Raw genomic sequence first — 24,647 nt, 5'->3', positions numbered from 1 at the left:
GCGAACCGCATGCAGACGTTCCTCCCGTACGCGGACTTCTCCGGATCCGCCGACGTCCTGGACCCGAGGCGCCTGGGCAAGCAGCGCGTCGAGGCCCTGCAGGTCTTCCGGGGGCTGACGGTGCCGACGTACGGATGGCGCCGCCACCCCGCGGTGCGCATGTGGGCCGGGTACGAGGAAGCCCTGGTGCGCTACGGCCTGGACGTCTGCGCCGCCTGGACCGCCGAGGGCCGCTCCGACACCTGCGCCGCCACGCTGATGCGGGACTACCTGGCCTGGCGGCCGGCAGCGGAGGTACGGGAGCAGAGCCGGCTCGCCGCAGCGGGTGAACTGCCGCCCTGGCTCGGCGATCCGGCCTTCCACCGCAGCCACCAGTCCGCGCTGCTGCGCAAGGCCCCGGACCTCTACCGCCACCTCTTCCCGGGCGTGCCCGACGACCTGCCCTACCTCTGGCCGTCGTCCGACCGCGACAGCGGCTCCGAGCGGCCCTGAGCAAGAGCCTCCGGTTCCCGGCCGGCGGTCTCCTCGGGCTCCCAGCGCAGCAGGTCCCCCGGCTGGCACTCGAGCACCTCGCAGAGCGCGGCGAGCGTCGTGAAGCGCACCGCCTTGGCGCGGCCGTTCTTGAGCACCGCCAGGTTGGCGGGCGTGATCCCCACGCGGTCCGCGAGCTCGCCCACGGACATCTTCCTGCGGGCCAGCATCACGTCGATGTCCACGGCGATCGGCATCAGATCACCTCGTCCAACTCGGCCCGCATCCGCGTCGCTTCGACGTCGCGCGCGACGGCCTGGGCGAGCAGCATCCGCAGGACGAGCACGATGAGCGCGACGCCGAGGACGGCCACGCCCACCCCGCCCATGATGAGGGTGACGCCCGGGTCCTCCCGCTGGCCGGGGGCGTTGACGGCCGTCACCGCGAACCACAGGAGGGCGGCCGACACGATCGCGCCGATCATCACGTCCACGTACCGGAAGGCGGCGGGGGAGAACACGGTTCCGCGCCGCACCATCGCCACCAGCTGCCATACGCAGACCACGGCGACCTGCGCCGTCACCATGCCCAGCATCGTGAGCACGCGCAGCGGGGTCAGCGGGAGCGACCCGTCCTCCGGATCGGTGGCCAGCGCCCACACCATCAACACCTGTACGAACACGGTGCCGGCGAGCACCACCACCAGCACGGCGCGCAGCGCACGCACGGTCCACATCCCCATGACCCATCCTTCCATCGAGCAGCGATGGAAATCTATCGAATCTCGATAGGTGGAGCAAGGGGTGGCCGTCCGTCCGTCCCTCGGCGAGCCGGGCGAGCCGGGCGGGCCGCTGGTCCCGGCCCGGGCCGGTCAGGCCGGACGCCGCTTCTCCAGCAGGGGGCGCAGCTCGGCATGGGCCCAACCGCCGAGCCGGGTGGGCGTGGTGGTGACGGGGGTGCGGGGCTGTTCCGGCACCAGGCCGCGCGATCCGGCGGCCATCCCGACCACCGCCTCGACCGCCGAGGGCGGCAGCCCGGCCGCGCGCAGAGCCTCCCGTACGGTCTCGTCGCCGACGCTCTCGAGCCGCACCGTGCGCCCGAGCGCGGTGGTGAGGATCCGCGTGACCTGCCTGAAGGTGAGGTCCTCCGGCCCGTGCACCGCCTGCACGACCCGCCCCCGCCAGGTGTCGCAGAGCAGCCGGGCCGCGGCGACGTCCCCCACATCGCGCGGATCGACCCACGGCATCGGGTGGTCGGGGTCGAACGCCGTGGCCAGGACGCCGCGGGAGAGCCCGTCGAGGTCGAGCAGCAGGTTGGTGAAGAAGTACGCGCACCGCAGGTGCACCACGTCCGCCCCGGTGGCGTCGAGTTCCTCCTCGATCCCGGCCAGGGCGTCGATGTGGCCGACCCCGTGCCGTTTCTCCGCCCCGATGCTGCTCAGCAGCACCACGCGCTCGACGTCGCCGGCCCGGGCGGCCGACACCAACGGCGCCGCCGTCGACAGCGAGACGTCGATCGGGTCCGCCGTCGTGTGCGGGGTGGGATCCACCCAGAAGACGGTCCGCGCCCCCGCCAGCGCCGTCCGGACGAACCCGGCGTCGGTCAGGTCCCCCCGGTGCACGTCGACCTGCGCGCGGGTGTGCTCGTCCAGGCGGGCCGGCTCGCGTACCAGGACACGGGGTCGGGCGCCGGCTTGGAGCAGGAGCCGTACCGCGCGCGATCCGACGTGTCCGGTCGGTGTGGTGACGACGATGGTCATCGAGCCGTCCTTTCCACGGACTTCGCCCGCGCGCGCGGACGTCCGCACGCGCTCCGGCCGTGCGCCTACCCCTGGGCGGTGGGGGCAATCCACCGGGCTCAGGGCGGCTCGTCAGCCGCACTCCCCGACGTGCCGTCACCCTCTGTGTTTACGCGCCGCCACATCGGTAACAAGATGTAGTGAAAGACCATCATCAACCGACGGAGGGAAGGAACATGAACCTCATCGCAGTGCTGATCCTTGTCGCGGTGCTGGCAGTTGTCGGTCTGCTCATCGCCGCCCCCGGCGCACCGGCCCGGCGCAACCCCTTCCCGGGGCGCCGGCGACGAGCCGGCCATCGCCGCCCGGCCACGGCCCGGTCCCACCGCGTTCCGCATCAGCGGGGCGTCCAGCACCATGCGCGCTGACACGGGCCGGGGCGGACGGCGGGCCCGGCGCGCCCCGCGCGGGTCCCGCCCTGGCGCCACCGCGCCCCTGGGCACCGCTCACAGGGACGTCTCGCACTCGCCCTGATGCGCATGTGCGCGCCCGTCCCCCATGCGTACGGGATCCTGCCGGGCGGTACACAGCCGCCGTCCTTCGGGCGGCTCGCGAACACCGTCGCCACGCTGCCGCCGCTCCTGATCACCGGAGTGAGCCCCTTCCAGGCGCCGCGGGTTCCGGCGCTGTAGCGCCCGGTGCCCTGCCAGCCCCCCAGTCACCGCTGCCGACGCCCGCCGTCGGGAGGGGCAGCGACACCGCGATCTCCGCCGGCCCGAGGCGGCTCCCGGCGCCCCGCGCCAGGTCGGCGACGAAGAGGACGGTCGCCCCGACCCGGGCGTACCGGCCGCTCGCCGCACAGGAGCCGAGCGCGGCCGGCATCACGTCGGCGGGCTTGAGGTCGGGTGCACGATCCCCGCCGCGTGGGCCGCGTCGAGCGCCGTGAGCAGGGCGACCGAGTCGGCCCGATGATCCTGCCCGGCTGCCCCTGCGCTGCCAACGTCCCCCGCCTTCCGCCCCGTTGACCACCCGTCCCGGCATGCGAACCGCCGACCGGAGCCTACGGATCCCCCCGCCGGGGATCAATGACCACCCGACCGCCGCCGGAGCCGGCACCTCGGATCCGCCGGCGCGGGCGCGGGGACGCTGCGCGCGCCGTCGCCCGGCCTCCGCCGTGACTCCGGTATCACCGTGAACCACGGGCGCGGGCACGGACCGGTGCACCGCGGACGCTACGTGGGAGGCAGTCGATGGAAGCGGACAGGCATCCGGGGCTCGAAGCGGCGAAGGCGGCGATCGCCGCGCTGCCCCGGGAGTGGACGGCGGTGTCGGAGCGGGCGGCGGGCGGCCTGTGGCGGCTGCCGCGGGCGGCGGACGCCGTGGAGCACGCGCTGCGCGAGGGCGGCGAGGAGCTGCGGGAGCGCGGCTGGGTGATGGTGCGCGCCCGGGGGGCGCAGGAGATCGGCTCGGGGCGGGACTGGACGCGCGAGATCGCCGTGTGGCTCGCCAGGGGAGGGGCGACCTGGCGGGAGTCGGCCCGTGTGACGGGCGACGTCGCCTGGCGGGCGCGCGGCGACGGAGTGAGCGCCCTGCTCTTCCTGGACCAGGCGTACGTGACCTCGCTGGACCCGGACACGGAATTCGGACGGGCCCTGTGGCACGCCTTCCTGACCACGCTGCGGTACGACTTCCGCTGCATGGCCGTGGAGGCGTTCTTCGACGCCCTCCCCGCCGGCCGCGGATCCGTGGACCCGTACACCGACGCCCTGCGCGCCTTCGCCCTGCTCGGACGGTCGCGGACCGAAGGACTGGAGCTGATGGAGGCGGTCCTGGCCCGGGCGGGGGACGAGGACAAGGTGGTGCACGCACTGCTGCACGGCCTGTGGCTCGGGGAGAACCTGCCCGGGCAGGCGTCGCTGATGCTGGACCTGCTGGGGGCCTCCGCCTTCGAGGGCGGGACCCTGGGACCGGAGGCGCTGTTCCGCAAGGCCGGGGCGCTCAGACGGCTCAAGCGGTACGAGTCCGCCCTGGCGGCCGTGCAGAGCGCGATCGACGGCCTCGACCCGGGCGAGGTCGTCGTACACGCGGACTGCGTGCGCGAGCGGTCCCTGATCCTGGCCGAGCGCAGCCTGCACGCGGTCGCGGGCGGCCGTGTCGAGTGGGGCGCCGGGGACGGGCAGGTCGGGGGAGGGTAGGACGCTCACGGCCGCGCGGGGCGCGGGCTCCGCGGTCAGAAGGCGTACCGGATCCGGAGCCACGGCGCGTGCGCGGCCACGAGGGCGCGCATCGTTTCGACGGCCTGCGCCTTCACGCCGTTGCGGTAGCGGACGTTCCAGCTGCCGTTCTCGGAACGCTTCGGCTGCTGGAGGTCGGGCCTCCACAGGACGTCCTCCGCGCGCGGGTGCCAGCCGAGGTTGAGGTCGTGGAGCGCCTGGTTGTGCGTCAGCATGATCACTTCGGCGGCCGCCTGGGCCTTCACCCGGTCGGGCAGGACGTCGTCCATGTGCCGCAGCAGGAGGCTCCAGTCCCGTTCCCAGCCGGGGCGCACGACGACCGGCGAGAGGTTGAAGTGGACCTCGTACCCCGCTTCCAGGAAGTCCCCCGCGGCGGCGATGCGGCTCTCCACCGGGCTGGTACGGATGTCCAGCAGCTTGGAGTCCTCCTGCGGCATGATGGAGAACCGCACCCGGGTGCGTCCTCGCGGGTCCAGCAGCAGGAGGTCGGGGTTGACGAACTTGGTGGCGAAGGAGGCCTTGGCTGCGGGCCAGCGGGCGAAGGCGCGCACCAGGTCGGCGACGTTGTCGCTGACCAGGGCGTCGACGGAGCAGTCGCTGTTCTCCCCGATGTCGTAGACCCATGCGGCCGGGTCGCACTGGTTCGCCGCTGTCTTGGGGCCGAGGCGGGCGAGGTGCCGCGAGAGGTGGGCGATGATGCGCTCGATGTTGGTGAAGACGGTGATCGGGTTGGCGTAGCCCTTGCGGCGCGGGACGTAGCAGTAGGCACACGCCATGGCGCAGCCGTTGGCGGGGCCCGGGGCGATCCAGTCCGCGGAGCGTCCGTTGGGCCGGGTGGTGAGCGTCTTCTTCTCGCCCAGGACCAGTACCTCGCTCTTGACCCGGACCCAGCGGTCGATGTTCCCCTCGTTGCCGTGGAGGGCCGGGATCCCCCAGTGGGAGTCCACGGCGACGACTTCGGCCTCGGGGAAGCGGGCGATGATCTGCCGGCCGCGCGGGGAGGCCGCTGCCGCCGGCTCGGCGTGGATCGCCCGTACGGACAGCAGCCGGCGTGCGGCCGGGGAGTCGCGGAACAGCGGCCCGGCGCCGGCGGGACGGGGCTCCTGGCCCGTGTCGAGGTCCGCCAGACCGAACAGGGCGTCCGCGGAGTCGTCCTCCGGCCGGCCAGGGTGCGGCTGGGCTCCCATGTGCGCCTCCTGCGGATCTTCGCGGCTCGCCTCGCCGGGGGCGCCGCCCCGGGGGTGGTCGGGTCTTCCGGGTGGTCCTTCCACTCTAGGCGAGCCGCAGGACACCCCGTCGCGGCCGGATGGGCCACGCCGTCCCGGGTGCGGGAGCGAGCCCCGTACCCGCTCGGATGGTCCGGCCCGCCGAAGGGACGGCTCCTGACAGCGGCCGGGAGATCCCACCGGATGGCGCAGTATGGCGCCGCCGAGCCGGGGCATACGCGGGCAGCCGCCGTGTCGACCAGGAGGACCACCATGCCCGCCGTCTCCGCCCATGCCGCCGTCCACGCGATGGACGCCGGGGGTCGTGTGGCCCTCCAAGCGCACCTCTTCTACGACCTCGTCGATCCGTACGCGGTGCGGGTGCAGTTCCTCGACCGGGACACCGCCCTGGCGTGCTGGTACTTCGACCGGCAGATGCTGGCCGAGGGCATGCACCGCCGGGTCGGGGAGGGGGACGTCGCCTTCCGGCCGCGGCGGACGGCGTACGGCCACGAGGTGCACGTGGAGCTGCGCGACCACTCGGCGCCCGGACGGGCAGTGGTGATCACCATGGACGCGGCCGACCTCGCCGACTTCCTGGACCGGACGTACGCGCTGGCCCCGCCGGGGTACGAGGCCGTGGACCTCGACGGCTCCCTGCGGGACCTGCTGGCCTGGTGAAGGACGCGACGACGGCCACGCCCGCCACCCCCGGTCGCGCACGCGGGCTCGTACCGGCCCCGGGTACAAGCGGACGTGAGACCCGCACCCCTACCGCAGTACCGCCGCCAGCAGATCGGTGCCCAGCGCCGTCACGTCCGGCACGTTGAGGCTGTACCGCACGTACCGTCCCTCCCGCCGGGCCACGAGGAGCCCCGCACGCCGCAGCAGGGCCAGGTGCCGGGACACCTCCGGGGGCGTCAGATCCCAGGCGTGGGCCAGTTCGCCGTTGGTGTGCGTGCCGCGGGCCAGGGTCCGGAGCAGCCGCAGCCGCGCCGGGTGGGCGAGGGCCTCCAGACGCAGGGCGACCGTGTCCAGCGGGACCGGATCCGACGGGTCCGGCTCGGCCACCGGGTACTGCACCACCGGCTGCCACCCGGGCGCGTGGACCATCGCCAAGTGCGGCCGGCCGAAGACGCTCGGGATGAAGGTGACGCCGGTGCCACGGGCGGTCGTCGCCTTGTCCAGCAGCTTGTCCACGAGGATGCCGTCGCCGTCCGGAGCCAGGGCGACCGCGCCGGACACCGAGGCGAGGGCCGCCCCGAGGCCCTGGCGTTGCAGCAGGTCGTTCTTCAGACGCAGGTCCGTGGCCAGCTGGACGGCGGCGTCGGCCCAGGCCGCGTCGAAGAAGGCTTCGGCGCACGCCTCCAGGGTGTCGCGGACGCGCGCCCGTACCGCCTTCGGGTCCGCCAGCAGCCGCTCCGCGAAGGCTTCCTGGCGCGCACCCCGGGCCTGCGCCAGGTCCAGGGCCAGGTCACGCGTGGCCGCGTCGGTGAGGGGCGACGGGGAGGCGAAGTGGATCCGGTTGCCGCACGTGGTGACCAGGGCGGCGGACGCGTACCTCTCGTCGTCGATCCGGTCCACGTCGTCCAGTTCCTCCCCGAGGGTCGGCCGGGGCCGGGCCGGCAGCATGAAGTCGGCCTGGGACGTACGCCAGAGGAATTCCGCCTCCCGCAACCGCTCGGCCAGCCCCGGCCGCAGCCCGGCCCACACATCGGCGGCCCATGCGGCGAACTGCGGATGGTGCTCCGGCTCGGCCAGCACGTGCAGCATCGCGGTCAGCTCGGCCAGCGGGGAGGCGGCGAACCGCAGCCCCTCGGACGGCATGCCGCGGATGTCGATCCTCAGCGTCATCCGTACATCATCACCGCCCCGGCGGGCGGCCCCGACACCACTTGACGATCGCCGTCAAACGACGTGCCCGGACCGGGCGGGTGGAGCCACCGTTCACGCCATGGCAGTCACGAGCACCACCCCCACCCCCCGGGTCGGGGCCCGGGCCCGCACCCTCCTGCGCGCCTGCGGCGGCCCCCGTTATGCCGTCGCCCTGGCCGTCGACGCCCTCGGTACCGGCCTGCTGAGGCCCTTCCTCCTCCTGTACGGGGTGACGGTGCTGCACCTGTCCGCGTCGGCCACCGGCCTCGCCATGACGGCCGGAATCGTCATCGGCCTGCTGTGCATGCCCGCCGTCGGGAAGTGGCTGGACCGCGGGGCCCGCAGCACCGTCGTCGCCGCGTCGATGCTGATACGCGTGGTGGGGGTGGCGGTGCTGGTGGCGACCCCCGCGGGGCACGTGTGGCCGTTCGCGGCCGCGGCCCTCCTCCTCGGCATCGGCAACCAGGCCTGGCCGGCCGCCCACGCGGCCCTCGTCGCCACCCTCGCCCACGGGCGGGAGCGCGACACGGCCCTCGCGGCGGGACGCGCCCTGCGCAACGCCGGGCTGGGGGCGGGGGCGCTCGTCGCCATGGCCTGCCTGGCGGGCGGGGCCTCGGCCCTCCAAGCGCTGGCGGGTGTCACGGGAGTGGCGTACCTGGCGGCCGCCGGCTTGGCGTGGTCGGTCCGGGTGCGCGCGGGGCGGGAGACGACCCTGCCCGCCACACCGGCGGGGCGGGAGGAGCCCTCGCCCCGGATGCGCGTCCTGCTGGCCGCCAACGTCGTCTACGTCTTCTGCCTCAACGTCCCCGAGATCGCGCTCCCGCTGGTCCTGCTGACCCAGCTGCACGCCTCACCGGCATGGTCGGCGGCGATCTTCGTGGCCAACACGGTGCTGGTGGTCACCCTCCAGGTCCCCCTCACCCTGCTGATGTCCCGCTACGCCCGGCGCACCGCGCTGACCACCGCCGGTGTCGTCCTCACGGCGTCGTACGCCGGCTTCCTGGCGGTGACGTCCCTGGGAGCCGGGGAGGGGCGCGGATGGGCCGCCCCCGCGGTCGCCGCCGTCTCGGTGGTCTGCACCCTCGGCGAGATCATCTACGCCGGAAGCGCCACCGCCCTCGTGACGGCCCTCGCCCCGGCCCGCGTCCTGGGCAGCACCCTCGCCCGCTTCGAACTCTCCACCGGCTTCGGCCTCGCCGTCTCCCCGGCCGCCATCACCGCCCTCGCCCCCCACGGCCCGGCCGCCCTCTGGGGCACCCTGGCCGCGGCGACCCTGCTGTCCGCCTCCGCCGTCGCCGCCGAAGCCGAACCCCGCCGGCCCCGCCCCGAGCCGCGCGCCGGACACGGCCCCGTGCCCGCGGTGCCCGCGCCGGATAAGGTGCCCCGGACACAGGGATGAGGGGGATCGCGTTGGAGCGGCGGAAGGTCATCGGCATCGGGCTGGGGGCGGGGCTCGCGGTCCTGCCCGCCTGGTGGGCGCTGCGCGAGGTGGCGCAGGAGGCCGGGGGAGACTGGCACACCGACACCGCACCGCTGGAGCAGGCGTTCCCGCTGCTCGGCCCGCTCACCGACGCCAAGTGGGTGAGCAGCCGGGACAACGACCGGGGCCTGCCGTCACCGGAGCTGGTGATCTCGGGCTTCGCCCGGCTGGCGGCGGGGAAGCTCGCAGAACTGACGGCGGCCCACGCCTTCGTCGCCGAGGGGCCGGCCGACGACTTCTCCTCGTGGTTCGAGAAGGCGCTCCGGGGCGAAGGGCCGCAGGACCCCGACTGGGTCCGGTCGCACGAGCTCGACCGCGTCGGCAGCGGCCACTCCACCCACCTGTGGTTCGACCGCCGCAGTGACACCGTCCGCTTCCGGGCCCTCAACCCGTACGGCTGACAGGGGCTCGGGAAGTCCGGCGCGCGCCGACGCGCCCGTACGGCCCCCGCCGTGGCCGGCGGGGGCCGTACGGAGCGGTCCGGCGGGTCAGCCCAGCCACGGCCGCCAGACGGGCTCGTTCCGCTCGACCCACCTCTTCGCCGCCTGCTGCGGTGAGAGCTTCTCCTCGGCGATCATCAGGGCCACCTCGTTCTGCTCCGCCGTGGTCCAGCGGAACTTCCTCAGGAAGGCCGCCGCCTTGCCGCCGGACTCGGCGAAGCGCGTGTTCAGGTACTTCTGCAGCGGGGTGTGCGGGTAGGCGCAGGCCACCTTCTCCGGGACGTCCGCGCAGCCCTCCTGGTACTCGGGGAGCTTCACCTCGGTCATCGGGACGCGCTCGAAGAGCCACTGCGGCTTGTACCAGTACGTCAGGAAGGGCTTGCCCTCCTTGGCGAACTGCTTGATCTGGGTGATCTGGGCCGCCTCGGAGCCGGCGAAGACGACCTCGAAGTCGAGGCCCAGGTTCTTCACCAGCGCCTTGTCGTTCGTGACGTAGGACGGGGAGCCGTCCATCAGCTGGCCCTTGCCGCGGCTCTCGGCGGTGCGCAGCTGGTCGGCGTACTTGTCGAGGTTCTTCCAGTCGGTGACGTCCGGGTGGGCCTCGGCGAAGTACGTGGGGACGAACCAGCCGATGTGGCCGGTCACCCCCAGATCGCCGCCCCGGGTGATCGTCTTCTTGCCCTCGACGTACCGCTTCTCCTGTTCGGGGTGGCCCCAGTCCTCCAGGATCGCGTCCACCCGTCCCTGGCTGAGCGCGTCCCAGGCGGGGACCTCGTCGACCTGCACGGTGTCCACGCGGTAGCCCAGCTCGTGTTCCAGGAGGTAGGCGGCCACGGCCGTGTTCGCCTGGGCGCCCACCCAGGACTGGACGGAGAGGGTGACGGTCTTCGAGTCCTGCGCGGCGGCGTACGGAGAGGCCTGCCGGGTCATGTCGGCCGCTCCGCAGCCGGTGACCACGGCGAGTCCCGTCGCGGCGGCGAGCAGGGCCGCCGCGCCGCGGCGTCCGCGTCTGCCGTTGAAAGGGTGGTTGCGCATCTCAGGCCTCCTTCGCGGGCTGGGTGACGCGGTCGAGCAGCAGCCCGAGGCACACGATCGCGGCGCCGGCCACGAGGCCGGTGGCCAGGTCGCCCTGCGCCAGGCCGAGGACGACGTCGTAGCCGAGCGCGCCTCCGCCGACCAGGCCGCCGATGATGACGACGGCGAGGACCAGGACCACGGCCTGGTTGACGGCGAGCAGCAACGCCGGCCGGGCGAGCGGCAGCCGGACCTGCCACAGCTGCTGTCGGCGGGTCGCGCCCAGTGAGCGGGCGGATTCGAGCGCCGCCGGATCCACCTCGCGCAGGCCCTGCACGGTGATGCGGACGACCGCCGGCAGCGCGTACACGACCGCGGCGGCCGCGGCCGGTGCCCGCCCGACCCCGAACAGCGCGACCACGGGGATGAGGTAGACGAACTGCGGCAGCGTCTGGCAGACGTCGAGCACGGGGCGCAGCAGACGCTGCGCGCGGGCGCTGCCGGCGACGCCCACCGAGATAGCGAAACCGGTCACCAGGGTGACGGCGACGGCGGCGAGGACCTGCGACAGCGTGTCGAGGGAGGCTTCCCACACGCCGAGCACGCCGACGCCGGCGAGGGCGAGCACGGCCGTCAGGGCGCTGCGCCAGGTGCCGACGAGCAGGGCCAGCGCCGCGGCGAGCAGCAGGAGCAGCCACCAGGGCGCGGCCTGGAGTCCGCCGCGCAGGGGATCGAGGACCCACCCGGTGAACCGGGCGGCCCAGTCGGCGCTGCCCCCGACGACGGGCACGCCGGAGTAGAGGTGGGCGGTCATCCAGGCGACCGCCCGGTTCACGGGTTCGGCGATGGACACCGTCCAGGACGCCGGCCACAGCGACGTGCCAGCGATCCGGCCGGCCACGCCGACGGCCACCGCCGCCAGGACGGTGAGCAGCCACCCGTACCAGCCGTCGAACACCTTGAGCAGGAGCTGCCGCGCGCCGCGCGCGGGGGTGTCGTCCGCGCCCATGCGGTGGCCGGCCGCCTCGGCGGTGCGGTCGAGGATCACGGCGAGCAGCACGATCGGGATGCCGGCGGCCAGGGCGGCGCCGACGTCGACGGAGGCGAGCGCCTGGTAGACGCGGTCGCCGAGGCCGCCCGCGCCGATGACGGAGGCGATCACGGCCATCGACAGGCCGGTCATGACGGCCTGGTTGACGCCCAGGAGGAGCTGCCGGCGTGCGAGCGGAAGCCGGGCGGTCAGCAGCCGCTGGCGCCCGGTGGCGCCGAGCGAGGCGGCGGCCTCCAACACCCCCGCGTCGGCCTCGCGCAGACCGAGCGCGGTGAGGCGCGCCATCGGCGGGGCGGCGTACACCACCGTGGCCAGCACGGCGGCCGGTACGCCGATGCCGAAGACCAGCACCATCGGCAGCAGGTACGCGAACGCCGGGAGGATCTGCATGGTGTCGAGCAGGGGACGCAGGAAGCGGTCGGCGCGCGCCGAGAGCCCGGCGGCGAGTCCGAGCAGCCCGCCGACGGCGACGGAGGCGGCGACGGCCACGACCATCAGCGCAAGGGTCTGCATGGTCGGCACCCACATGCCGAGCAGCCCGCACGCGGCGAGGGCGGCGGCACAGGTCAGGGCGAGCCGCAGGCCCGCCAGGCGCCAGGCCACCAGGGCGGCCAGCGCGGTGACGCCGGTCCAGCCCGCGGCGAGCAGGACGACGTAGACGGCCCGGACCGACACCACCACGGCGTTGCTGACGTGCCCGAAGAAGTACAGGAACAGCGGGTGGCTGTCCCGGTGGTCGATGATCCAGTCGCCGGCCCGGCCGAGCGGCCCCGACAGGTCCACGGCCAGGGCGGCGGGCCAGCTGCCGGACGCCGGGAAGGCGACGGCGAGCGGCACCAGCACGGCGGCGGCGACGGCGAGGGGCAGGAGCAGTCCGCGGACCAGGGGGCGTCCGAGGAGGGACGGGCCGCCGCGCGGGCGGACCGGCGCTCCCTTCCCGGCCGCCGTGCGCGCCGCCGCGGGGCGGCCGGCGGTGGCGCGCTCCGCGCCGCCCGGGCGGCCGGACGACTGCGGGCCGCCCGGTCTGGAGGGTTCGCGTGCGGGGGCCGTGGCCGCGGTCATGCGCACCACCCCCCGGTGACGGGGGCGGGGACAGCGGGTCGGAGGGTGCCGGTCATGCCGCCGCCTCCCGCCCGGTGGCGGCCGGGAGCCCGGCCACCACCGCGAGGAGTGCCGCCTCGTCGACCACGCCCAGGCAGCGGCCGCGGTCGACGACCCGGACCGGACCGCCGCTGCGGACGACGGCCTCGATGGCGTCGGCCACCGTGGTGGCGGGGGTCAGCGCGGGGCCCTGCGCGGCCGCGTCGCCGGAGGCGGGGCGCATCGCACTGCGTACGGTGAGGACCTGCTCGCGCGGAACGTCGCGGACGAAGTCCCGTACGTACTCGTCGGCCGGCGAGCCGACGATCTCCTCGGGCGTGCCGAGCTGCACGATGCGGCCGTCCCGCATCAGCGCGATGCGGTCGCCCAGGCGCAGGGCCTCGGCCAGGTCGTGGGTGATGAAGACCATGGTGCGGCCCTCCTCGTGGTGCAGGCGGGCCACCTCCTCCTGCATCTCGCGCCGGATGAGCGGATCGAGCGCGCTGAACGGCTCGTCGAACAGGAGCACTTCGGGGTCGGCGGCGAGGGCCCGGGCGAGCCCGACGCGCTGCTGCTGGCCGCCCGAGAGCTGTCCGGGGCGGCGCTCCTCGAGGCCGGCGAGGCCGACCTTCTCGACCACCTCGGCGGCCTTCCCGCGGCGTTCGGCGCGGCCCACGCCCTGGATCTCCAGGCCGTAGGCGACGTTGTCCAGGACGCTGCGGTGCGGGAGCAGGCCGAAGTGCTGGAAGACCATGGCGGCCCGGTGGCGGCGCAGTTCGCGCAGCCGGCCGGCGTCCATCGCGAGGACGTCCTCGCCGTCGAGGGCGAGGGTCCCGGCCGTGGGCTCGATCAGCCGCGTGAGGCACCGTACGAGGGTGGACTTGCCCGAGCCGGACAGGCCCATCACGACGAAGACCTCGCCCTTGCGGACGTCGAACGTGACGTCGCGGACGGCCGCCGTGCAGCCGGTCCGTTCGCGCAGCTCCGCCGCGGGCAGCCCGGCATGGTCGGAACCGGGGACCTTCGCGGCCGCCCCCTTGGGGCCGAAGACCTTCCAGAGGCCGTCGACGGAGAAGACCGGGGCTTCGGTGGTGACGGCGCTCATCGGGCACCGCCGTCCAGGGACAGCAGTTCGGCGGCCTTCTCGCCCACCATGAGGACCCCGATCATCGGGTTCACGGCGGTCATCGTCGGGAAGACGGAGGCGTCCGCGATCCGGATGCCGTCGAGTCCCCGCACCCTGAGGTCGGGCCCCACGACCGCGGTGGGGTCTTCGGCGGCGCCCATCTTGCAGGTGCCCGCCGGATGGTAGACGGTGTGGGCGACGGAGCGGGCGTACGCGCTCAGCTCCTCGTCGCTCGTGATCTCCGGCCCCGGACAGACCTCCCGCTTCAGCCACCCGGACAGCGGCTCGGTCGCGGCGATCTCGCGGGCGAGCTTGATGCCGTCCACGAGGGTACGTCCGTCGTAGTCCTCTTCGTCCGTGAAGTAGCGGAAGTCCAGCGCGGGTTTGACCTCGGGGTCCGCGCTGGTCAGGTAGAGGCGGCCGCGGCTGCGGGGCTTGGGGATGTTGGGCGTCATCGACACCCCGTGCGCGGGGCGTTCGTAGCCGATGCGCTCCGGGTTGTCGGTGAAGGGCACCTGGTAGAAGTGGAACATGAGGTCGGGGCCCTGCGACTGCGGGTCGCGCCGGACGAAGAGCCCGGCGTCGCTGTCCATCGCCGAGTTCTCCGGGATCGGACCGTCGGTCTCCCAGACGATCACCGACTCCGGGTGGTCGAGCAGGTTCTCGCCCACCCCGGGCAGATCGTGCAGCGCGGGGATGCCGAGGGCCTCCAGGTCGGCGCGCGGGCCTATGCCGGAGTGCAGCAGCAGGCGCGGGGTGTCGACGGCGCCCGCGCAGACCACCACCTCACGGCGTGCGGTGATCAGCGACCGGGTGCCGTCCTGCGACCGCACGTGCACCCCGCGCACCCGGGCACCGTCGAGTTCGAGGCGGTACGCCCAGGTCTCCAGGAAGAGGCGGAGGTTGGGCCGGTCGTCCATCACGGGGTGGAGATAGGCCACCGAGGCGGAGGAACGCTTGTTGTCCTCCGGGTGGTAGGCGAGGTCGAAGAAGCCGGCTCCCTCGTGGAAGGGCTTGCGGTTGAAGCCTTCGACGAGCGGGACGCCGAGGGCCGCGCGCGCGGAGTCGACGAAGTCGCGGGCGATGGCGTTGCGGTCCTTCTCCGCCACCGGGACGATGTGGTTGAGGAGCTTGTCGAAGTACGGCTCCATGGCGGCGGAGTGCCAGCCCTCGGCACCTGCCTGCGACCACTCGTCCCAGTCGGAGGGCAGCGGCTTGAAGGCGATGAGGGTGTTGTGCGAGGAGCAGCCGCCGAGCACGCGGGCGCGGCTGTGCCGGATGTGGGAGTTGCCGCGCGGCTGCTCGGTGGTGGGGTAGTCGTAGTCCAGTTCACCGCCGAGCAGGCCCATCCAGCGGCGCAGGGTGAGGACCTCGGGCCGGTCGACGTCGCTGGGGCCGCCCTCGATCACGGCGACGGTGGTGCCGGGGTCCTCGGTCAGACGGGAGGCGATGACGGAGCCGGCGGTCCCGCCGCCGACGACGACGTAGTCGTACTCGTGCACGGGGATGTCCGCGTTCGCGTTCGTATGGATGGTTCTCCTCCTCCTTCAGCCCGCGAACCAGCGCACGGGGCGCGGAGCGAGGTTCTGGTACACGTGCTTGGTCTCGCGGTACTCGGCCAAGCCCGCCGGGCCCAGCTCGCGTCCGGTGCCGGACTTCCCGAAGCCGCCCCACTCCGCCTGCGGCAGGTAGGGGTGGAAGTCGTTGATCCAGACCGTGCCGTGGCGCAGCCGGCCCGCCACCCGGCGCGCCCGGCCCTGGTCGGCGGTCCACACCGCGCCGGCGAGCCCGTATTCGGTGTCGTTGGCGAGCGCGACGGCCTCGTCTTCGGTACGGAAGGTCTCGACGGTCAGCACCGGCCCGAAGACCTCCTCCCGCACGACCCGCATCGACCGGTGGCACCCGTCCAGGACGGTCGGGCGGTAGAAGTAGCCGGGCCCGTCCGGGCGGGAGCCGCCGGAGCGCAGCACCGCGCCCTCGGCGAGGGCCGATTCCACGTACTCCTGCGTCCGCGCCAGCTGGGCCGCCGAGACCAGGGGCCCGCACTCGACGCCCGGGTCGGTGCCGCGGCCGAGGCGGATCCGGTCGGCGCGGCGGGCGAGCTCGGCGACGAAGCGCTCGGCCACGCCCTCCTCGACGATGAGCCGGGAGCCGGCGGAGCAGACCTGGCCACTGTGCATGAAGGCGGCGTTGAGGGCCTGGTCGACGGCGGTGTCGAAGCCTTCGGCGGTGGCACAGGCGTCGGCGAAGACCACGTTCGGGTTCTTGCCGCCGAGTTCCAGGGCGACCTTCTTGACGGAGTCGGCAGCCGCGCGCATGACCTTCGTACCGCTGGCGAGGCCGCCGGTGAAGGAGACGAGGTCGACATCGGGATGGGCCGACAGGCGGGCGCCGACGGGATCACCGGCGCCCGTCACCAGATTGGCGACACCGGCCGGCAGACCGGCCTCCGCCAGCAGGCGGATGAGCTCCACCGTGGACAGCGGGGTGATCTCGCTCGGCTTGAGGACGAAGGTGTTGCCCGCCGCCAGGGCCGGGGCGATCTTCCAGCTGGCCTGGAGCAGCGGATAGTTCCACGGCGTGATCAGCGCGCACACCCCGACCGGCTCGTGGACCACGACACTGTGGATGTCGGGGGAGCCCGCGTCGACCACGCGTCCGGCGCTCTCACCGGCGACCAGGTCCGCGAAGTAGCGGAAGGCGTCGCTGACGCAGTCCACGTCCACGCGCCCCTCTTCCAGCGTCTTGCCCGCGTCCCGGCTCTCCAGCAGCGCGATGCGTTCGCGGTCGCGCTGGAGCAGCTCGGCGGTGCGGCGCAGCAGGGCGGCGCGCTCCTTCACCGGCGTCCGGGGCCACTCGCCGCCGTCGAAGGCGGCCCGGGCGGCGCCGACGGCGGCGTCGGTGTCCGCGGTGCCGCCCTCGGCGACGAGCGCGAGGACGCTCCCGTCCGCCGGGTCCAGGACCTCACGGGTGGCTCCTGAGACCGCAGACCTCCAGGTTCCGGCGATATGGATGGTTCTGTCCTCGGACACGACGCGCTGTACCTCCGCTTCCGACACCGCGGCTCGCCCGCGATGCGTTGCTTCGGCCCCCCTGCCCTGCCGCTCGTCCCACATGCCCCTTCCGTAACGGGAAGTGACGGGAGTCACGCCGCGTGACCCGTTCGGCGAGGCCGTCCGATGCGCCCGGGCGCCGGTACCGCTTGGGCGCCGGCGCGGCAGCCTCGTAGGGTCGGGGCATGATCAGCGAGTTCAGCGAACCCTTCCTCCTCGAGGCCGAACGGCACGCCGCCTGGGGCGCCGCCCAGCTCGAAGCCCTGAACGCGTTCCTGCCCGACGGGCCGTGGAGCGCCGACCTGCCGTCCTGCCTGTACCGGCAGGGCGGACTGGAGCTGCGGGCGGCCGTACTGGGCACCTACGACACGGACGAGCGGTCCTGGATGTGGGGTTGGGCCAACCCGGGCCTGCGCGGCAGCGAGGTCGTCGCCCTGACCGCGGCGATCGAGAGGTACGGGCGGGCGCACGGCATACCCGAACTGACCGCGGAGGCCGTGGACCTGTCCGGTTTCGAAGACCCGCGGCGCGCCGCCGAGATGCTCGCCTTCACCGGCATGGGGGTGGCCGAGGCGCCCGGCTACATGGGGCTTCCGGCCGGACCGGGCACCCGGGTCTACTTCCTGCCCGACGACCCCCGGGTCCCGCGCGCCGCGCTGGATCCGGTCACCCTGCCGCGGACCCTGCTCACCGGCGCCGGCCTGATCGGCCACTCGGCCCGGCACGTGGTCGGCGGCTACTTCGACCACCACGGCGTGCCCCACCGTACGGAGGGCGACCGGATCGTCGCCGGCCTGCCGGGCGGCAACGCGGCCGAGGTCGGCTTCGACGCCCTCGGCCGGATCGCGGGCGTGGAGGTCAAGGTCCTCCCCTGATCACCCGGCGGCATCTGGCCGCGGACCGTCCCCGGACGGCAGGCGCCGTCCGTACGCGGTCGGGCGGGCCGTACCGGTGTGCGGCCCGCTCACAGGCAGGCGAGCAGGGCGCCCAGGGGGGCGGGTACGCGCCCGAGGTCGACGGAGCGCGCCAGGAGGTGGCCGTAACGGATCTTGCGGCCCTTCCTGGTACCGAGGAAGCGCCGCATCTGGCGCAGCGGGTCGCGGCCCTGCTGCGCCGGCTGACGCGTGAAGGTCCGCCACGGCGCGAGCTCGCCCTCGGCCTCCACGATCGCCTCCACCCCGGCCACGCCCAGCGCGCGGATCAGTTCCTCTTCCAGGTCTTCCACACAGACGAAGACCTCCTGCCCAGGTGCGCCGGCGCGGGCGAGGGCCCGGTCGTAGAACGGCCGCTCCCGCGCGTCGCACAGCCCGGTGACGCGCAGCCCCAGCCCCGGCGGGCCCAGGAGCTCGGCGTAACGCCCGACGTTCATCGCCCCGCCCATGGAGAGGACGCAGACGCCCTCGTCGGGCAGGGCCCGGCCCAGACGCGCCGCCAGCGTCTCGACCGCGGCGAGGTCGCTGGGTCCTTTCACCAGCACCACGGTCCGGACACCCGCTGCCGCGGCCGCCTCCCTCGCCGCCGCGCCGCAACCGCCCGCCGCCCAGCCGCTGACCGCGGCCCGGAACACCCCCATGTCTGCCATGGGGCGATTCTGCTGCACCGCCCGCCGGACACGGCACGCATTTTCCCCTGGGCGTCACCTGCCGTGCCGTTGCCCCGGCAGGCGCCGGACGCAGCGTTCACCCGTGCCCGAAGCGTTCCTCCCGGCGCCCGGGACGGTCGGTCGGCGGTTCGGGCATCCAGTCGCGCGCCGGGCGGTACTCCAGCCACCGGCTCTGCCCGGCCCGCGCGGCGCAGGCGGCGGTGAGGCGGGTGAGCCCCGGGGGCTCGTCGCCGGTGCGCCACAGCAGCGACCAGGCGTACAGCGGCGTGGGGTCGACCAGCGGGACGGCGCACAGTCCGGGGACGTCCGGGAGGGGGACGTCGGCGGGCAGGAGCGAGAAGCGCCGCGGGTCTTCGGCCACCTCGGCGAGGAAGCGGGGGAGTCCCAGGTTGATGCCCGCGGCTGTGCTCCGGATGCCGAACCGGTCGGCGAACTGGTGCAGGAAGTCGAGGCGGTCCAGCGTGCCGGGTGCCCACAGCACGCTCTCGCGCAACTGATCGGGCCGCAGAGCTCGTTCGGACGCGAGCGGATGGGCGGCGCTCATGACGGCGTCGACCGGTTCGAGGCGGATGAGCCGGTGCGCCAGCCCCGCGGCCAGCGGAGGGTGGACCCGGCCGAAGGCCGCGTCGATGTCACCGTGCAGCAGTGCCTCCGTCACCGACGGCAGATCGCGGCCGTGCCCCAGCTCCAGTTCTCCGGCCTGAGCGGCGACCTGGGCCAGCGTCCGCATCGGCTGGTAGAGGTGCCCCCAGAAGTCGACGCGCAGCGGCCGACGCGTCCCGGTCACCGCGGCGACCGCCGCGTCGGCGGCGGTCACGGCGTGGCGGGCCGGCGAAAGGAAGCGCTCACCGGCCTCGGTGAGGCGGACACCGGTCCCGCCGCGCTGGAACAGCCGCGTGCCGAGCAGGGACTCCAGCCGCGCAATGCGCTTGGACAGCGCCTGCTGGGAGACGCCGAGCAGCCCGGCCGCCCGCCCGAAGTGCAGCTCTTCCGAGGCGCGCACGAAGGCACGTACCTGCGCCACGTCAAGATCCATGCCTCTCACCTTAGGCGACAACTTCCGGTTGTCGGCGTCGTGTTCCGGTTGTTGGAGCACCGGGCGGCCCCCGGTGTTGCATCTGCGGCATGCACAGACTGATTCCCACGGGGGAAACGACGCGACCGGTCGCCTTCGCCGAGGCCGCCCAGCCGCTCCCGCGGCCGGACGAGGCGCTGGTCAAGGTGGAGGCGTTCGCACCCAACCGCGGCGAGACCTTCCTCCTCGAACACCCCGCGCCGGGGTGGCTGCCCGGCAAGGACGTCGCGGGCCTCGTCGTGCAGGCCGCGGCGGACGGATCGGGCCCCGGTACCGGCACCCGCGTGGTCGGGCATCCGGCGCAGGGCGGTTGGGCCGAGTACGCGGCCGTGCCCACGCACTCGCTCGCCGTGCTCCCGGACGGCATCGACCACGTACGGGCGGCGGCCCTCCCGCTGGCCGGGATCACCGCGCTGCGCCTGCTGCGGACTGCGGGTTCGCTGGCCGGGCGGCGGGTACTGCTGACCGGCGCTTCGGGCGGAGTCGGCCACTACGTCACCGAGCTGGCCACGGGGGCCGGCGCGGAGGTGACCGCGGTGACGGCCACACCGGTGCGCGGCGAGCGGCTCGCGGACCTGGGCGCGAAGGTGGTGCACGACATCACCGACGCCGGGGGCCCGTTCGACGTCGTCCTGGAGTCCACGGGCGGCACCGCCCTGCCGGCCGCACTGTCCGCGGTCCGCCCCGGCGGCACCCTCGTCTGGTTCGGCCAGGCCAGCCGCACCCCCGTGACCCTCGACTTCTTCGACGTGCTGAACGGACCCGAGCGCGTCACGATCCAGCACTTCCACTACGCGGGCGGCCCCTACGGTCCCGACCTCGCGACCCTGGTGCGCCTGGTGGAACGAGGCCGGCTGCACCCGGAGATCGGCCGGACCGCCGACTGGACGCGGACGGCCGACACGTTGGTCGACCTGCGAGAGCGCCGCATCCGCGGCAAGGCCGTACTGCTGACCGGAGGAACCGAGCGATGAACGCCCACGAGTTCGCGGCCGCCCAGTGGACGCGCGCCACCGGCGCGGGGGTCGATCCCCACGAGTACCGGCGCGTCACCGGCGCCCTTGCGTCCGTCGACGGCTGGGGCCCGGCTCTGGTCGCCGCCGCCCGGGCCCACCTCACGCGCGCCGACCAGGCAGGATCGACGGTGTCCGCCGGTGAGCACCTGCTGATGGCGGCGCGGTGGTTCCACCTCGCCACGCTCGCGCCCCATCCGCAGGCGGCCCGGGCCGCAGCCGAAGCGGACCGGGCCCTGGGCCGGGCGCTGACCGTGCTGGAGCCCGGGGCGCGACGCGTGAGCGGCGACGGCTTCACCGGCTGGCTGCGCGGCCCGGGCGATGCTCCCGCCACGGTGGTCGTCGTCCCCGGACTGGACTCGGCCAAGGAGGAGTTCCTCGACCTGGCGTCCGCACTGCTGGCCAGGGGCCTGGCCGTGTTCGCCGTGGACGGCCCCGGACAGGGCGTCCTCGCGGACACGACGACCCTCCGGCCGGACTACGAGCAGGTCGTGGGCCGCGTCATCGACGCCCTCGGCGTCCCGCGTATCGGCCTCGTCGGCCTCAGCCTGGGCGGCTACTTCGCCGCCCGCGCCGCCGCCCTGGAGCCGCGCGTCCGCGCGGCCGCCACCGTCAGCGGCCCTTTCCGCCTCGACTGGGGGCAACTGCCCCCACCGGTACGGGACATCCTGGCCCGACGCACCGGGGGTCCCGACGCCGCCCGCGCCTTCACGGGGCACGTGGACCTCTCCGCCCTGGCACCCCGGATCGCGGCCCCCCTGCTGGTCGTGGACGGAGGGCAGGACGTCATCCCCGGCGTCACGAACGGCGAGCCCCTGGCCCGGCTGGCCCCGCACGGCACCCACCTGGCCGTCCCGCACGGCGACCACCTCCTCGGCAACGCCCGGGCCGACTGGCTGCCCCGCCTCGCCGACCACATGTCGCATGCCCTGACGGCGGCACCGGCCTGAACCACCCCGGGCCGCAGGGCGGCCGGGCACGGCGCGTCGTCGGCGTACCGCTGCTCCAGGGCGCGATCAGCCCAGTTCGGCCTGGGCCTGCTTGGCGGACGCCTCCAGCCTGTTCCAGTACTCCCGGTACCAGGCCGCGTCACCGCCGGCCATGTTGCCGTTGGCCTCCCGCATGCCGGTCCTGCCGTCTATCAGCTCGCGGACGATGTCGCAGTGGCCGGCGTGCCGGTTCGTCTCTGCCGTCATGTGCAGCATGATCCGCTGGAGCGTCGCGTCGCCGCCCTCACCCCACCACGCGACGTGCCCCATCGCATCGAGCGGCAGGGCCTCGATCGTCGCGTCGGCGTGCGCCCAGGCGCGGCGGTAGAGGCCGAGGATGTCCTCGCGTGACTCGTCGCTGGTCGCCCACATGTCCGCGTTGGGCTCGGCGTCCTGCGCGTGCCAGGGGAGGGGCTCGTCGTGCGGGCGCCCGAAGGTCGGCCCGAAGTAGCCGAACTCGACGCCCGCGAGGTGCTTGACGAGGCCGAGGAGGTTGGTGCCCGTCGGTGTCAGGGGGCGGCGGACGTCGTACTCGGACAGTCCGTCGAGCTTCCAGACGACGGCTTCGCGGGCTGCCTTGAGGTAGCGGTGCAGGTCGTCCTTGGGGTCGTTGAGCTTCATGGGGCGAGTCTCGCACCACCCGCTGACAACGGCCGTGGGTTTCCGGACGCACGGCCGACTGCCGTACGCGGTCCGCGCCGACCGGCGCGGGACGGGCCGCCACCGTCGTCCGGTGGCGGCCCGCAGCGGTCGGCGGCGCACTGGCGGGAGCGGCCGTCCGCTCCCGCATACGGCCTAGTCGCCGTGGTGGTGCCCGCGGCGGCCCCAGGACTCGGTGTCGATGACGTTGCCGCGGTTGTCGCGCAGGGTGGCGGTGTCGCGCTCGTCCCAGATCTGGTGGCGGCGGTCCTGGTAGAGGTGGTGGCGGGTGTCGCGGCCCTTGCCGGTGTGGACCTTGACGCTGGAGTGGCCGTCCAGGCGGAAGTCGTGGAAGCGGTACCGGTTGCCCTGCTTGTCGGTGAGGGTGAAGCCGTGCAGGTCGACGCTGTGGCGGCCGGTGTTCTTCACCTCGACCCACTCGCTGTTCAGCGCGCGGTTGTCGTGCCCGCGGCCGGCGTTCTCGACCTCGCCGATGACGACGGAGGAGCGCGGACCGCCGTGACCGTGTCCGTGGTGGTGGTCGTCGGCGGCGGCCGGTACCGCGGCGGCGCCGATCAGGGCGCCGAGGGCGACGAGGCCGGCGAAGGCGCGGCGGGGGGCGAGAGAAGCAGACACGAGGATGGCTCCTTCAACAGTCAGCCCGGCCCGGCCACGTGCACGCCGGGCGGGCTCTGAACGTTCCCGGCGTCCTGCCGAGGAGCCACACTCTGGACCCAATTCCTTCCAAAATCAACAAAAACAGCCCGTGTTGCCCAAGGCGGGCATTTTCGTACTATGCGCGGAATGGGGGCGCGGGCGGGTGTCCACGCCGCCCGCTGCACCGTATCGATCCGGTCACCCTGGACGGCCCTGCGGCGGACCGCTCCCGGCCGCCGTCGGGGCGGCCATCGCCGGCGGGTACACCGGAGTCGGCAGTACATCACGCAGGTGCGGGACGTGGACCTGCGCTCAGGCGGCGGCAGTCGACCGGTCCCACCCGCTGATCCGATAACCGAACGGCGTGTCCGCATCTCGATCGTCGATGTGCGGCGGCCCTGCACTTCTGACATGGTCGTTCCACGTCCATTTCGGCGCCACACAGAAGCCGTAGCGCCTCCTCCACCTTCGAATCGAAAGCGAGTGTTGTCGTGCGTCACCGCTTAGCAGCAGTCTCCGCCGCCGCCCTTCTCTGTCTCGCCGGTGCCACGGGCGTGGCGGAGGCCAAGCCCGCGAACCCGTCCTCCCCGTCCGCCATGGTCTTCAGCGTGGTCCGCGGGACCGATGCGGCAACGGGCACCGTCCTGCGGGCGACCGTCCTCAGCTGCGCCTACACGGCCGAGGGGACCCACCCCGCCCCCAGGGCCGCGTGCGACGCCCTCAACGCCACGGGCGGCGAGTTCGACCGCCTGCTGGCCGCCCCGCTTCCGGACCGCCCCTGCCCGCGGCAGTACGACCCCGTCACGGTCACGGCGGACGGCGTCTGGCGCGGCCGCCACCTCACGTGGAGCCACACCTTCCCCAACGCGTGCGAGATGTCCGCGACCCTGAACGGCAACGCGCTCTACGCGTTCTGACGCACTCGGCGCCGCTCCGGACCGGGGCGACCCGGAATCGTGCATACGCCGGCGTACGTCCGTCACGGGCGGTGCTGCCCGGCCACCGACCGGCGCGCGACGGGGAAGTCGAAGTAGGTGTCCGGGAAGAGTTCGGGCTTGTACGTGAAGTGCCACCATTCCTCGGGCAGGTTGACGAATCCCTCCGCGGCCAGCGTCGTCTTCAGCAGCTGGCGGTGCGCGCGCTGTGCTCCGCGGACGCGCGGGTCGTCGGTGTGCGACAGGGTGTCGAAGCAGTCGAAGCCCGTTCCCATGTCCACGGAGTTGTCCGGGTACCGCTCCGCTTGCGGCGCGTAGCAGGGAACGGACTCCTGCCCCGGCCTCGGCGCAGGCGCCGGCACCGCCGGAAGCGGGACGATCGTGAGGTCCATGGTGCTGCCACGGCTGTGCCCGGACCTCTCGGCGATGTAACCGTCGTCGAACAGGCGCGACTTGTCGACCCTCGGGTAGAACTCCGCCTTCCGCCGTTCGTCGGTCAGGTCCCTGGCCCACCGTACGAAGTGGTCGACGGCCCGCTGAGGCCGGTAGCAGTCGTACACCTTGAGCGAGTACCCCTGGGGCTGAAGGCGCGTCTGGACCCGGTGCAGGGCTTCGGCCGCCGGTCGCGTCAGGATGCAGACGGGCTGCCGGTAGCCGTCGATCCGCTCGCCGATGAAGTTGTGCGCCGACACGTAGCGCATCTCCTGGATGATCGTGGGATCGACGGAGCGCAGCGAGACGAACTCCCCCGGCGCCCGGGGCTCCGGCGAACGGACGGCGGCGCCGGCGCCCGGGGTCGAGGTCGCCGCGAACACGGCCGTCACCGCCGTGGTCACCGCGAGCCGCGCCATCGTGGACATGGTCATGGAGTCCTCCCTTGGCCTGAGCCGGTCTGTCGGGGATTCGGTGTCCCCGTCTTCTCGTCCGCTCCCACGGAAGGTACGCCCCGGCTCTCCGGTCCGTCCGGCG

At 73.9% G+C, this 24,647-nt stretch carries 26 protein-coding genes; 11 read left to right on the top strand and 15 right to left on the bottom strand.

Features of this window, described 5'->3' with window-relative positions; all coding sequences use genetic code 11:
• Window positions 1–9: 9 nt before the first annotated feature.
• On the top strand, window positions 10–492 hold the full coding sequence (locus AB0D45_RS04120; RefSeq protein WP_362455188.1) for an MSMEG_6728 family protein: 483 nt from the start codon (window positions 10–12) through the stop codon (window positions 490–492).
• Here the strand turns inward: AB0D45_RS04120 and AB0D45_RS04115 are convergent.
• From AB0D45_RS04115 to AB0D45_RS04105, 3 genes are all read right to left on the bottom strand, one after another.
• Window positions 444–728, bottom strand: coding sequence for a helix-turn-helix transcriptional regulator (locus tag AB0D45_RS04115; RefSeq protein WP_362455187.1), 285 nt, complete (start codon window positions 726–728; stop codon window positions 444–446). The two genes, AB0D45_RS04120 and AB0D45_RS04115, sit on opposite strands and share 49 nt — an antisense overlap.
• On the bottom strand, window positions 728–1,213 hold the full coding sequence (locus tag AB0D45_RS04110) for a DUF2975 domain-containing protein (RefSeq protein ID WP_362455186.1): 486 nt from the start codon (window positions 1,211–1,213) through the stop codon (window positions 728–730). Before AB0D45_RS04110 ends, AB0D45_RS04115 begins: the two co-directional genes overlap by 1 nt.
• Before the next feature lie 129 nt (window positions 1,214–1,342).
• A complete protein-coding gene (locus AB0D45_RS04105) occupies window positions 1,343–2,230 on the bottom strand; it encodes an NAD(P)H-binding protein (protein ID WP_362455185.1) in 888 nt (295 codons plus the stop codon).
• 215 nt (window positions 2,231–2,445) lie between these two features.
• On the opposite strand from AB0D45_RS04105, the gene AB0D45_RS04100 reads away from it, so the two are divergent.
• From AB0D45_RS04100 to AB0D45_RS04090, 3 genes are all read left to right on the top strand, one after another.
• Window positions 2,446–2,637 (top strand): hypothetical protein, encoded by a 192-nt coding sequence (locus AB0D45_RS04100; RefSeq protein WP_362455184.1) that lies wholly within the window; start codon window positions 2,446–2,448, stop codon window positions 2,635–2,637.
• Between the two features lie 111 nt (window positions 2,638–2,748).
• On the top strand, window positions 2,749–2,901 hold the full coding sequence (locus AB0D45_RS04095; RefSeq protein ID WP_362455183.1) for a hypothetical protein: 153 nt from the start codon (window positions 2,749–2,751) through the stop codon (window positions 2,899–2,901).
• A 558-nt stretch (window positions 2,902–3,459) separates the two neighbouring features.
• Window positions 3,460–4,404, top strand: coding sequence for a hypothetical protein (locus tag AB0D45_RS04090; protein WP_362455182.1), 945 nt, complete (start codon window positions 3,460–3,462; stop codon window positions 4,402–4,404).
• 35 nt (window positions 4,405–4,439) lie between these two features.
• On the opposite strand, the gene AB0D45_RS04085 is transcribed toward AB0D45_RS04090, so the two are convergent.
• Window positions 4,440–5,630: a spore photoproduct lyase family protein gene (locus AB0D45_RS04085; protein WP_362455181.1), complete on the bottom strand. Its 1,191-nt coding sequence runs from the start codon at window positions 5,628–5,630 to the stop codon at window positions 4,440–4,442.
• 291 nt (window positions 5,631–5,921) lie between these two features.
• Here AB0D45_RS04085 and AB0D45_RS04080 point away from each other — a divergent pair, with 291 nt between their 5' ends.
• Complete coding sequence (locus AB0D45_RS04080) at window positions 5,922–6,329, top strand: SsgA family sporulation/cell division regulator (RefSeq protein ID WP_362455180.1); 408 nt, start codon at window positions 5,922–5,924, stop codon at window positions 6,327–6,329.
• A 90-nt stretch (window positions 6,330–6,419) separates the two neighbouring features.
• Here AB0D45_RS04080 and AB0D45_RS04075 read toward each other — a convergent pair whose 3' ends face one another.
• Window positions 6,420–7,502: a helix-turn-helix domain-containing protein gene (locus AB0D45_RS04075; protein WP_362455179.1), complete on the bottom strand. Its 1,083-nt coding sequence runs from the start codon at window positions 7,500–7,502 to the stop codon at window positions 6,420–6,422.
• Between the two features lie 100 nt (window positions 7,503–7,602).
• Between AB0D45_RS04075 and AB0D45_RS04070 the strand changes: the two genes are divergently transcribed.
• Window positions 7,603–8,922 carry an MFS transporter gene (locus AB0D45_RS04070; protein ID WP_362455178.1) on the top strand — a complete coding sequence of 440 codons (1,320 nt, stop codon included), beginning with the start codon at window positions 7,603–7,605 and terminating at the stop codon, window positions 8,920–8,922.
• Window positions 8,919–9,404 carry a hypothetical protein gene (locus tag AB0D45_RS04065; RefSeq protein WP_362455177.1) on the top strand — a complete coding sequence of 162 codons (486 nt, stop codon included), beginning with the start codon at window positions 8,919–8,921 and terminating at the stop codon, window positions 9,402–9,404. Before AB0D45_RS04070 ends, AB0D45_RS04065 begins: the two co-directional genes overlap by 4 nt.
• Before the next feature lie 87 nt (window positions 9,405–9,491).
• Here AB0D45_RS04065 and AB0D45_RS04060 read toward each other — a convergent pair whose 3' ends face one another.
• Genes AB0D45_RS04060 through AB0D45_RS04040 form a run of 5 tightly spaced genes read right to left on the bottom strand, consistent with a single transcriptional unit; the run spans window position 9,492 to window position 16,746 of the window.
• Window positions 9,492–10,478, bottom strand: coding sequence for an ABC transporter substrate-binding protein (locus AB0D45_RS04060; protein WP_362455176.1), 987 nt, complete (start codon window positions 10,476–10,478; stop codon window positions 9,492–9,494).
• Between the two features lies 1 nt (window position 10,479).
• Window positions 10,480–12,570: an ABC transporter permease subunit gene (locus AB0D45_RS04055; RefSeq protein WP_362455175.1), complete on the bottom strand. Its 2,091-nt coding sequence runs from the start codon at window positions 12,568–12,570 to the stop codon at window positions 10,480–10,482.
• 52 nt (window positions 12,571–12,622) lie between these two features.
• The gene (locus AB0D45_RS04050) at window positions 12,623–13,693 is read right to left on the bottom strand and encodes a glycine betaine/L-proline ABC transporter ATP-binding protein (RefSeq protein ID WP_362455174.1); all 1,071 of its coding nucleotides are present in this window, start codon (window positions 13,691–13,693) and stop codon (window positions 12,623–12,625) included.
• Entirely contained in the window at window positions 13,690–15,216 is a 1,527-nt protein-coding gene (locus AB0D45_RS04045; protein WP_361609588.1) for a GMC oxidoreductase, read from the bottom strand. The genes AB0D45_RS04050 and AB0D45_RS04045 overlap by 4 nt, the downstream gene beginning before the upstream one ends.
• Window positions 15,217–15,261: 45 nt before the next feature.
• The gene (locus AB0D45_RS04040) at window positions 15,262–16,746 is read right to left on the bottom strand and encodes an aldehyde dehydrogenase family protein (RefSeq protein ID WP_362455173.1); all 1,485 of its coding nucleotides are present in this window, start codon (window positions 16,744–16,746) and stop codon (window positions 15,262–15,264) included.
• A gap of 206 nt (window positions 16,747–16,952) precedes the next feature.
• Here AB0D45_RS04040 and AB0D45_RS04035 point away from each other — a divergent pair, with 206 nt between their 5' ends.
• Window positions 16,953–17,642, top strand: a complete 690-nt coding sequence (locus AB0D45_RS04035) for a DUF6882 domain-containing protein (RefSeq protein WP_362455172.1) — start codon at window positions 16,953–16,955, stop codon at window positions 17,640–17,642.
• An 89-nt stretch (window positions 17,643–17,731) separates the two neighbouring features.
• Here AB0D45_RS04035 and AB0D45_RS04030 read toward each other — a convergent pair whose 3' ends face one another.
• Together AB0D45_RS04030 and AB0D45_RS04025 are read right to left on the bottom strand one after the other, a co-directional pair.
• Complete coding sequence (locus AB0D45_RS04030; RefSeq protein ID WP_362455171.1) at window positions 17,732–18,349, bottom strand: TOPRIM nucleotidyl transferase/hydrolase domain-containing protein; 618 nt, start codon at window positions 18,347–18,349, stop codon at window positions 17,732–17,734.
• Between the two features lie 97 nt (window positions 18,350–18,446).
• Window positions 18,447–19,406, bottom strand: a complete 960-nt coding sequence (locus tag AB0D45_RS04025) for a LysR family transcriptional regulator (protein WP_362455170.1) — start codon at window positions 19,404–19,406, stop codon at window positions 18,447–18,449.
• Window positions 19,407–19,495: 89 nt separating this feature from the next.
• Between AB0D45_RS04025 and AB0D45_RS04020 the strand changes: the two genes are divergently transcribed.
• Window positions 19,496–20,419: a zinc-binding dehydrogenase gene (locus AB0D45_RS04020; RefSeq protein WP_362455169.1), complete on the top strand. Its 924-nt coding sequence runs from the start codon at window positions 19,496–19,498 to the stop codon at window positions 20,417–20,419.
• Window positions 20,416–21,408 (top strand): alpha/beta fold hydrolase, encoded by a 993-nt coding sequence (locus AB0D45_RS04015; RefSeq protein WP_362455168.1) that lies wholly within the window; start codon window positions 20,416–20,418, stop codon window positions 21,406–21,408. Before AB0D45_RS04020 ends, AB0D45_RS04015 begins: the two co-directional genes overlap by 4 nt.
• Window positions 21,409–21,474: 66 nt before the next feature.
• Here the strand turns inward: AB0D45_RS04015 and AB0D45_RS04010 are convergent, their stop codons facing one another.
• Complete coding sequence (locus AB0D45_RS04010) at window positions 21,475–22,068, bottom strand: DinB family protein (protein ID WP_361609602.1); 594 nt, start codon at window positions 22,066–22,068, stop codon at window positions 21,475–21,477.
• Window positions 22,069–22,242: 174 nt separating this feature from the next.
• Window positions 22,243–22,722 carry a lamin tail domain-containing protein gene (locus tag AB0D45_RS04005; RefSeq protein WP_362455167.1) on the bottom strand — a complete coding sequence of 160 codons (480 nt, stop codon included), beginning with the start codon at window positions 22,720–22,722 and terminating at the stop codon, window positions 22,243–22,245.
• 575 nt (window positions 22,723–23,297) lie between these two features.
• Here AB0D45_RS04005 and AB0D45_RS04000 point away from each other — a divergent pair.
• Window positions 23,298–23,660, top strand: a complete 363-nt coding sequence (locus AB0D45_RS04000) for a subtilase-type protease inhibitor (RefSeq protein WP_362455166.1) — start codon at window positions 23,298–23,300, stop codon at window positions 23,658–23,660.
• A 62-nt stretch (window positions 23,661–23,722) separates the two neighbouring features.
• Here AB0D45_RS04000 and AB0D45_RS03995 read toward each other — a convergent pair whose 3' ends face one another.
• Complete coding sequence (locus AB0D45_RS03995; RefSeq protein ID WP_362455165.1) at window positions 23,723–24,544, bottom strand: M15 family metallopeptidase; 822 nt, start codon at window positions 24,542–24,544, stop codon at window positions 23,723–23,725.
• Between the last annotated feature and the right edge of the window lie 103 nt (window positions 24,545–24,647).

Source organism: Streptomyces sp. NPDC048352, assembly GCF_040651895.1.
In the GTDB taxonomy this organism is placed as follows: domain Bacteria; phylum Actinomycetota; class Actinomycetes; order Streptomycetales; family Streptomycetaceae; genus Streptomyces.
This window is presented reverse-complemented; position numbering and strand designations above follow the sequence as displayed.

Bases quoted from the DNA above. Each gene is read 5' to 3' on its own strand.
- AB0D45_RS04120 (WP_362455188.1), top strand. From the start codon at position 10: ATGCAGACGTTCCTCCCGTACGCGGACTTCTCCGGATCCGCCGACGTC.
- AB0D45_RS04115 (WP_362455187.1), bottom strand. From the start codon at position 728: ATGCCGATCGCCGTGGACATCGACGTGATGCTGGCCCGCAGGAAGATG.
- AB0D45_RS04110 (WP_362455186.1), bottom strand. From the start codon at position 1,213: ATGGGGATGTGGACCGTGCGTGCGCTGCGCGCCGTGCTGGTGGTGGTG.
- AB0D45_RS04105 (WP_362455185.1), bottom strand. From the start codon at position 2,230: ATGACCATCGTCGTCACCACACCGACCGGACACGTCGGATCGCGCGCG.
- AB0D45_RS04100 (WP_362455184.1), top strand. From the start codon at position 2,446: ATGAACCTCATCGCAGTGCTGATCCTTGTCGCGGTGCTGGCAGTTGTC.
- AB0D45_RS04095 (WP_362455183.1), top strand. From the start codon at position 2,749: ATGTGCGCGCCCGTCCCCCATGCGTACGGGATCCTGCCGGGCGGTACA.
- AB0D45_RS04090 (WP_362455182.1), top strand. From the start codon at position 3,460: ATGGAAGCGGACAGGCATCCGGGGCTCGAAGCGGCGAAGGCGGCGATC.
- AB0D45_RS04085 (WP_362455181.1), bottom strand. From the start codon at position 5,630: ATGGGAGCCCAGCCGCACCCTGGCCGGCCGGAGGACGACTCCGCGGAC.
- AB0D45_RS04080 (WP_362455180.1), top strand. From the start codon at position 5,922: ATGCCCGCCGTCTCCGCCCATGCCGCCGTCCACGCGATGGACGCCGGG.
- AB0D45_RS04075 (WP_362455179.1), bottom strand. From the start codon at position 7,502: ATGACGCTGAGGATCGACATCCGCGGCATGCCGTCCGAGGGGCTGCGG.
- AB0D45_RS04070 (WP_362455178.1), top strand. From the start codon at position 7,603: ATGGCAGTCACGAGCACCACCCCCACCCCCCGGGTCGGGGCCCGGGCC.
- AB0D45_RS04065 (WP_362455177.1), top strand. From the start codon at position 8,919: ATGAGGGGGATCGCGTTGGAGCGGCGGAAGGTCATCGGCATCGGGCTG.
- AB0D45_RS04060 (WP_362455176.1), bottom strand. From the start codon at position 10,478: ATGCGCAACCACCCTTTCAACGGCAGACGCGGACGCCGCGGCGCGGCG.
- AB0D45_RS04055 (WP_362455175.1), bottom strand. From the start codon at position 12,570: ATGACCGCGGCCACGGCCCCCGCACGCGAACCCTCCAGACCGGGCGGC.
- AB0D45_RS04050 (WP_362455174.1), bottom strand. From the start codon at position 13,693: ATGAGCGCCGTCACCACCGAAGCCCCGGTCTTCTCCGTCGACGGCCTC.
- AB0D45_RS04035 (WP_362455172.1), top strand. From the start codon at position 16,953: ATGATCAGCGAGTTCAGCGAACCCTTCCTCCTCGAGGCCGAACGGCAC.
- AB0D45_RS04030 (WP_362455171.1), bottom strand. From the start codon at position 18,349: ATGGCAGACATGGGGGTGTTCCGGGCCGCGGTCAGCGGCTGGGCGGCG.
- AB0D45_RS04025 (WP_362455170.1), bottom strand. From the start codon at position 19,406: ATGGATCTTGACGTGGCGCAGGTACGTGCCTTCGTGCGCGCCTCGGAA.
- AB0D45_RS04020 (WP_362455169.1), top strand. From the start codon at position 19,496: ATGCACAGACTGATTCCCACGGGGGAAACGACGCGACCGGTCGCCTTC.
- AB0D45_RS04015 (WP_362455168.1), top strand. From the start codon at position 20,416: ATGAACGCCCACGAGTTCGCGGCCGCCCAGTGGACGCGCGCCACCGGC.
- AB0D45_RS04010 (WP_361609602.1), bottom strand. From the start codon at position 22,068: ATGAAGCTCAACGACCCCAAGGACGACCTGCACCGCTACCTCAAGGCA.
- AB0D45_RS03995 (WP_362455165.1), bottom strand. From the start codon at position 24,544: ATGACCATGTCCACGATGGCGCGGCTCGCGGTGACCACGGCGGTGACG.